Annotated in this window: 5 protein-coding genes; all 5 read left to right on the plus strand. The window is 72.2% G+C overall.

Going from position 1 to position 7,764, the window contains the following annotated elements; translation table 11 throughout:
- On the plus strand, positions 1 to 1,880 hold a 1,880-nt coding region (locus tag G3I53_RS23470), incomplete at its 5' end, for a penicillin-binding protein 2 (protein WP_164347092.1).
- 307 nt (positions 1,881 to 2,187) lie between these two features.
- Positions 2,188 to 3,708 (plus strand): UDP-N-acetylmuramoyl-L-alanyl-D-glutamate--2,6-diaminopimelate ligase, encoded by a 1,521-nt coding sequence (locus G3I53_RS23475; RefSeq protein WP_164339201.1) that lies wholly within the window; start codon positions 2,188 to 2,190, stop codon positions 3,706 to 3,708.
- Between the two features lie 4 nt (positions 3,709 to 3,712).
- A complete protein-coding gene (gene murF, locus G3I53_RS23480; protein ID WP_164339203.1) occupies positions 3,713 to 5,134 on the plus strand; it encodes a UDP-N-acetylmuramoyl-tripeptide--D-alanyl-D-alanine ligase in 1,422 nt (473 codons plus the stop codon).
- Positions 5,134 to 6,225: a phospho-N-acetylmuramoyl-pentapeptide-transferase gene (mraY, locus tag G3I53_RS23485; RefSeq protein ID WP_164339205.1), complete on the plus strand. Its 1,092-nt coding sequence runs from the start codon at positions 5,134 to 5,136 to the stop codon at positions 6,223 to 6,225. The genes murF and mraY overlap by 1 nt, the downstream gene beginning before the upstream one ends.
- Complete coding sequence (murD, locus tag G3I53_RS23490; RefSeq protein ID WP_203592808.1) at positions 6,207 to 7,640, plus strand: UDP-N-acetylmuramoyl-L-alanine--D-glutamate ligase; 1,434 nt, start codon at positions 6,207 to 6,209, stop codon at positions 7,638 to 7,640. The genes mraY and murD overlap by 19 nt, the downstream gene beginning before the upstream one ends.
- Positions 7,641 to 7,764: the final 124 nt, after the last annotated feature.

Consider the following 7,764-nt stretch of genomic DNA (forward strand, 5'->3'; position numbering starts at 1 on the left):
CGGCGCCCGGCGCCCGCCCCGCCCGCCGCCCCGGCCCGGCCCGCCCGGCCCCCAAGACCATCAAGCTGGGCAGCCCGCGCCCCCGGCTGCGCCTGGTCGGCCTCGCGCTGACCCTGGTCCTCCTCGCCTTCGTGGTGCGCCTGGTGCAGGTGCAGGCCGTCGACGCGAGCACCTACGCGTCCAAGGCCGAACAGAACCGCTACGTCGGCCAGGTGCTGGCCGCCGAGCGCGGCGAGATCACCGACCGCCACGGCGTCGCCCTCGCCACCAGCGAGGACGCCTACGACATCACCGCCGACCCCACGATGTTCGCGCCCGCCGAGCTGGACATCGCCGACGGACCGGAACAGGCGGCGGCGCTCCTCGCGCCGATCCTCGGCCAGCCCCAGGACAAGCTGGTGGCGAAGCTGCGGCCGGAGAACAAGAAGCTGCGCTACGCGAAGCTGGCCGGCCGCCAGACCCCGCAGGTCTGGAAGCAGATCAAGGACCTTAAGTCGACGCTGGCGAAGAAGACGGAGACCGACAAGTCGGCCGTCAACGTCCTCGCCGGAGTCTTCTCCGTGCCCACCAGCAAGCGGGTGTACCCGAACAACGAGCTGGCCGCCGGGATACTGGGCTGGGTCAACGCCTCCGGCAAGGGCGGCGGCGGCATCGAGCTCCAGCTGGACAAGCAGCTGGCCGGCAAGGACGGCAAGATCCGCTACGCCCAGTCCGGCGGCCGGCTGGTCCCGACCGCCGGCTCCACCGAGACCCCGGCCGTGCCCGGCAGCGACATCGAGCTCACCATCGACCGCGACATCCAGTGGGCCGCGCAGAACGCCATCAGCAAGCAGGTGGAGAAGTCCAAGGCCGACCGCGGCTACGTCATCGTCCAGGACACCCGCACCGGCGAGGTCCTCGCGATGGCCAACGCCCCCGGGTTCGACCCCAACGACCTCTCCGAGGCGAACCCCGACACGCTCGGCAACGCCGCGCTCCAGGACGCCTTCGAGCCCGGCTCCACCGCCAAGGTGCTGTCGATGGCGGCCGTGCTGGAGGAGAACGCCGCCACCCCGCAGACGCACGTCGTCGTGCCCAACCGGCTGCACCGCGGCGACCGGCTGTTCAAGGACGACATCGACCACCCCACCTGGTACCTGACGCTCAACGGCGTCCTCGCCAAGTCCAGCAACATCGGGACCATCCTGGCCACCGGACAGCTCGGCAAGACCCAGTCCGCCGCCAACAAGGTCCTGTACGACTACCTGCGCGCCTTCGGTCTGGGCAGCCACACCGGGCTCGGCTTCCCGGGCGAGACCAAGGGCATCCTCGCGCCGCCCGACCAGTGGTCGACCTCCCAGCAGTACACGATTCCTTTCGGCCAGGGCGTGTCCGTCAACGCGATGCAGGCCGCCTCGGTCTACTCCACGATCGCCAACGGCGGCGTGCGCGTCGAACCCCGGCTGGTGCGCGGCAGCAAGGGGCCCGACGGCCGCTTCACGCCCGCGCCGGAACCCGAGAAGAAGCGGGTGGTCAGCGAGAAGACCGCGAAGACCCTGTCCCGGATGCTGGAGTCGGTGGTCGACGACGAGGAGGGCACCGGCACCAGGGCCCGCATCCCCGGCTACCGCGTCGCGGGCAAGACGGGCACCGCCAACCGCGTGGATCCGGCCACCGGCAAGTACCACGGCTACACCTCGTCGTTCGCCGGATTCGCGCCCGCCGACAAGCCCCGGGTCACCGTCTACTGCGTCATCCAGAACGCCACCCGGGGCAGCTACTTCGGCGGCCAGATCTGCGGACCCGTCTACAAGCAGGTCATGGAGTTCGCCCTGAAGTCCCTCCAGGTCCCGCCGACCGGGGCCGAACCCGCCAGACTGCCGGTCACGTTCAGCCCCTGACCGGCACCGCGCCCCGCCCGGCCGCCCCGGGCCGGGGCACCGGCCCGCCCGCCGACCGTCCCCCGTCCGCACCGAGCCAGCCCCCCGAGTCCCGCACGACCGAGCCACCAGGAACCACCCCGTGACCACGAACCACCCGGACCCCGGGACACCGCACCTCCCCTCCTCGCCCGGCCCCACGACGCCCCGGCCAGCCCGGGACGGCGGACCGCACGGGCCCCGCTTTGGCTCCGACGCGGTCGCGCCCGGTACGCTCACCGCCGTGCCACACCCTGATCAGTCCCAAACCACCCAGAAGGGCCACCCCGTGACATATCCGGGACCGCCCCGGCCGGTGCAGCTCTCCGCCACACCCCTGACGGAACTCGCCGATCAGCTGGGTGCCCCCGCGCCCGAGCACGCACCCGAGGTCACGGGCATCACCCACGACTCGCGTGCCGTCCGGCCGGGCGACCTGTACGCCGCCCTCCCGGGCGCCCGGGCGCACGGCGCCGACTTCGTCAGCCAGGCCGCGAGCCTCGGCGCGGTCGCCGTGCTCACCGACCCCGCCGGGGCCGAGCGCGTCGCCGCGACCGGACTCCCCGCGCTGGTGGTCGACGACCCGCGGGCGCGGATGGGCGAACTGGCCGCCACCATCTACGGCCACCCGGGCCGCGACCTGCTGCAGATCGGCATCACCGGCACCTCCGGCAAGACCACCACCGCCTACCTCGTCGAGGGCGGTCTGCGGACCGTCCGCAGCACCGGGCTCATCGGCACCGTCGAGATGCGCATCGGCGACGAGCGCATCAAGTCCGAACGCACCACGCCCGAGGCCACCGACCTCCAGGCGCTGTTCGCCGTCATGCGCGAACGCGGCACCGACGCGGTCGCCATGGAGGTCTCCAGCCACGCCCTGGTGCTCGGCCGGGTCGACGGCTGCGTCTTCGACATCGCCGTCTTCACCAACCTCAGCCCGGAGCACATGGAGTTCCACTCCGGGATGGAGGACTACTTCCAGGCCAAGGCACAGCTGTTCACCCCGGCCCGCAGCCGGTTCGGCGTGGTCAACGTGGACGACGAGTACGGCCGCCGCCTCGCCAAGGAGTCCGGGGTCCCCGTGGTCACCTACTCCGCCGAGGGCCACCCGGACGCCGACTGGCGGGCCGAGGACGTCAAGGTGGGCCCGCTGGACTCGACGTTCACCGTGGTCGGCCCCAAGGACGAGCGGATCTCGGCCACCTCGCCGCTGCCCGGGCCCTTCAACGTGGCCAACACGCTGGCCGCGATCGTCGCCCTGGCCGCCGCCGGGCTCGACCCGCAGTCCGCCGCCGACGGCATCGCCGCCGTGCCGGGCGTGCCGGGCCGCCTGGAGCGGGTGGACGAGGGGCAGCCTTACCTCGCGGTGGTGGACTACGCGCACAAGACCGACGCGGTCGAGTCGGTGCTGCGTGCCCTGCGCCGCATCACCGAGGGCAAGGTGCACGTCGTGCTCGGCTGCGGCGGCGACCGCGACCGCAGCAAACGCGAGCCGATGGGCGCCGCGGCGGCCCGGCTCGCCGACACCGCCGTCCTGACCTCCGACAACCCCCGCTCCGAGGACCCCCTCGCGATCCTCGCGGCCATGCTCCAGGGCGCCGCGTCCGTGCCCGCCCACGAGCGCGGAGAGGTGCAGGTCTTCGAGGACCGGGCCGCGGCCGTCGCCGCCGCCGTCGCCCGCGCCGAGCCGGGCGACACCGTGCTGGTCGCCGGCAAGGGCCACGAGCAGGGACAGGACATCGCCGGGGTGGTGCGTCCGTTCGACGACCGCCAGGTGCTTCGCGAAGCCATCAAGAAGACCCAGGGATGAACTTGTGATCGCCCTCTCCCTCGCCGAGATCGCAGAAGTCGTCGGCGGGCAGACGCACGACATACCGGATCCGTCCGTCCGGGTCACCGGACCGGTCGTCCGGGACTCACGGGAGGCGGGCCCCGGCAGCCTTTTCGTCGCCTTCGTCGGGGAACGCGTGGACGGCCACGACTTCGCCGCGGCGGTCGTCGACGCGGGTGCGGCGGCCGTGCTCGCCTCCCGCCCGGTCGGCGTGCCGGCGATCGTCGTCGACGACGTCCAGGCGGCCCTCGGCGCCCTCGCCCGGCACGTGGTCCGACGGCTGGGCGCCACCCTCGTCGCTCTGACCGGCTCGGCCGGCAAGACCAGCACCAAGGACCTCATCGCCCAGGTGCTCCGGCAGAAGGCACCGACCGTCTTCACCCCCGGCTCGCTCAACAACGAGATCGGGCTGCCGCTGACCGCGCTGACCGCCACCGAGGACACCCGGTTCCTGGTCCTGGAGATGGGTGCACGCGGCATCGGCCACATCCGCTACCTCACCGGTCTGACGCCCCCGCGGATCGGGCTCGTCCTGAACGTCGGGTCCGCCCACATCGGGGAGTTCGGCGGCCGCGAGCAGATCGCCGAGGCCAAGGGCGAACTCGTCGAGGCCCTCCCCGAGGACGGGACGGCCGTCCTCAACGCGGACGACCCCCTCGTACGGGCCATGGCGTCCCGTACGAAGGCGAAGGTGCTCCTTTTCGGAGAGTCCGGCGAAGCGGACGTCCGTGCCGAGAACGTGCGACTCACGGACAGCGGACAGCCCTCCTTCAGGCTTCACACACCCTCCGGTGCAAGTGATGTGACCATGCGCCTGTACGGTGAGCACCACGTGTCGAACGCGCTCGCCGCGGCCGCCGTCGCCCACGAGTTGGGCATGTCCGCAGACGAGATCGCCCGTGCGCTCTCCGAGGCGGGCTCCCTCTCCCGCTGGCGCATGGAGGTCACCGAGCGACCGGACGGCGTGACGGTCGTCAACGACGCCTACAACGCGAACCCCGAGTCCATGCGGGCCGCCCTGCGCGCCCTGGCAGCGATGGGCAGGGCCTCCCGGGCCGCAGGGGGACGCACGTGGGCGGTGCTCGGCAAGATGGCCGAGCTCGGGGACGAGGCGCTCGCCGAGCACGACGCGGTCGGACGGCTCGCCGTCCGGCTCAACGTCAGCAAGCTCGTCGCGGTCGGGGGCAGGGAAGCCGCCTGGCTGCAACTGGGCGCATATAACGAGGGTTCGTGGGGTGAGGAGTCGGTGCACGTGTCCGACGCACAGGCGGCGGTCGACCTGTTGCGCAGCCAATTGCGCCCGGGAGACGTCGTACTCGTGAAGGCGTCCCGTTCGGTCGGGCTCGAGAGCGTGGCGCAGGCGCTGCTCGGGACCGGTGCCGAGGGTGAGGTTGCCGCCCGATGATGAAGCAGATCCTGTTCGCGGGAGTCATTGGCCTCTTCCTGACGCTGGTCGGCACCCCGCTGCTGATCAAGCTGCTGGCCCGCAAGGGATACGGCCAGTACATCCGTGACGACGGCCCGCGCGAGCACGCCAGCAAGCGCGGTACGCCGACCATGGGTGGTATCGCCTTCATCCTGGCGACGGTCGTCGCCTACTTCCTGGCCAAGGTGATCACCGGCTACCTGGACGAGGAGGCCGACGCCGGGCCGACGTTCTCCGGTCTGCTGGTGCTGGGCCTCATGGTCGGCATGGGCCTGGTCGGCTTCCTCGACGACTACATCAAGATCGTCAAACGGCGGTCGCTGGGCCTGCGGGCCAAAGCGAAGATGGCCGGCCAGCTGATCGTCGGTATCGCCTTCGCGGTTCTGGCCCTGCAGTTCGCCGACAACCGCGGCAACACCCCGGCGTCCACCAAGCTGTCGTTCATCACCGACTTCGGCTGGACCATCGGCCCGGTGCTGTTCGTGGTCTGGGCGCTGTTCATGATCCTCGCCATGTCCAACGGCGTGAACCTGACCGACGGTCTGGACGGCCTCGCCACCGGCGCCTCCGTCCTGGTCTTCGGCGCCTACACCTTCATCGGCGTCTGGCAGTTCCAGGAGTCCTGCGCCAACGCGCAGACCCTCACCAACCCGGGCGCCTGCTACGAGGTGCGCGACCCCCTCGACCTCGCGGTCGTCGCCTCCGCCCTGATGGGTTCCTGCCTCGGCTTCCTGTGGTGGAACACCTCACCGGCCAAGATCTTCATGGGCGACACCGGTTCGCTGGCGCTCGGCGGTGTGCTCGCGGGTCTCGCCATCTGCTCCCGCACCGAGCTGCTGCTCGCCATCCTCGGCGGCCTGTTCGTCCTCATCACCATGTCGGTGGTCATCCAGGTCGGTTCGTTCCGGCTCACCGGCAAGCGGGTCTTCCGCATGGCCCCGCTCCAGCACCACTTCGAACTCAAAGGCTGGTCCGAAGTCCTTGTGGTGGTCCGCTTCTGGATCATCCAGGGCATCTGTGTGATCGTCGGACTGGGTCTCTTCTACGCGGGATGGGCAGCGGACAAGTGACCTCCTCCGGTCCCACGGACTTCACCGGACGCCGGATCACCGTCGCCGGGCTCGGCGTCTCCGGCGTCCCGGCGGCCAAGGTGCTGCACGGCCTCGGCGCCCACGTCACCGTCGTCAACGACGGCGACGACGAACGGGCCCGCGCCCAGGCGGCGGAGCTGGAGGCACTCGGCGTCACCGTCCGCCTCGGCGACGGCGACACCCTGCCCGAGGGCACCGACCTGGTCGTCACCGCGCCCGGCTGGAAGCCCGACAAGCCGCTGTTCGCCGCCGCCGAGCGGGCCGGGGTGCCCGTGTGGGGCGACGTCGAACTGGCCTGGCGCCTGCGCGGCCCGGACGCCGCCCCCTGGCTCGCGGTCACCGGCACCAACGGCAAGACCACCACCGTGCGCATGCTCGCCGCCATCCTTCAGGCGGCGGGCCTGCGCACGGCCGCCGTCGGCAACATCGGCGTCTCGCTGCTGGACGCGGTGACCGGCGAGGAGAAGTACGACGTCCTGGCGGTGGAGCTGTCCAGCTACCAGCTCCACTGGGCGCCCTCGCTGCGCGCCCACTCCGCCGCCGTGCTCAACCTCGCCCCCGACCACCTCGACTGGCACGGCTCCATGGCGGCCTACGCCGCCGACAAGGGCCGCGTCTACGAGGGCAACCGGGTCGCCTGCGTGTACAACGCGGCCGACCGGGCCACCGAGGACCTGGTCCGCGAGGCCGACGTCGAGGAGGGCTGCCGCGCCGTCGGCTTCACCCTCGGCACGCCCGCCCCCTCCCAACTCGGCGTCGTCGAGGGCATCCTCGTGGACCGAGCCTTCGTCGAGGACCGGCACCGCAACGCCCAGGAACTCGCCGAGGTCTCCGACGTCCGCCCGCCCGCCCCGCACAACATCGCCAACGCCCTGGCGGCCGCCGCCCTCGCGCGGGCCTTCGGCGTCCCGGCGAGCGCGGTGCGCGACGGACTGCGCGCGTTCACGCCGGACGCCCACCGCATCGCGCACGTGGCCGACGTGGACGGCGTCGCCTACGTCGACGACTCCAAGGCCACCAACACCCACGCCGCCGAAGCCTCGTTGGCGTCCTACGACCCGATCGTGTGGATCGCCGGCGGTCTGGCCAAGGGCGCCACCTTCGACGGCCTGGTCGCCGGCGCCGCCGGACGGCTGCGCGGCGTCGTCCTGATCGGCCGCGACCGCGCCCTCATCCGGGAAGCCCTGGCGCGACACGCCCCCGAGGTGCCCGTGGTCGACCTCGACCGGGCCGACACTGGGGCCATGCTCCAGGCTGTCCAGGAGGCACAGCGGCTCGCCCGGCCCGGTGACACGGTGCTGCTGGCCCCGGCCTGCGCCTCGATGGACATGTTCACCAACTACATCCGGCGCGGTGAGGCGTTCGCCCAGGCGGTGCGCGAGCTCGGCGCCTGACCCGGCCGCCTGCGCCGGGCGACCCTGGGAGGGACGCGTGGGACCGTCGAGGGCCCGTCTTGCCGATCCGGCCGGCTCCGTCCGGCGCCGCCCCGCCACCGGGCCGGGCGGCGCGGGCCGGGTG

It is taken from the genome of Streptomyces sp. SID14436 (assembly GCF_010548465.1).
Classification (GTDB): domain Bacteria; phylum Actinomycetota; class Actinomycetes; order Streptomycetales; family Streptomycetaceae; genus Streptomyces.

What these genes read in the sequence shown, in the direction of transcription:
- murD (WP_203592808.1), top strand. Translation starts at nt 6,207, where the DNA reads ATGGGCAGCGGACAAGTGACCTCCTCCGGTCCCACGGACTTCACCGGA.
- mraY (WP_164339205.1), top strand. Translation starts at nt 5,134, where the DNA reads ATGAAGCAGATCCTGTTCGCGGGAGTCATTGGCCTCTTCCTGACGCTG.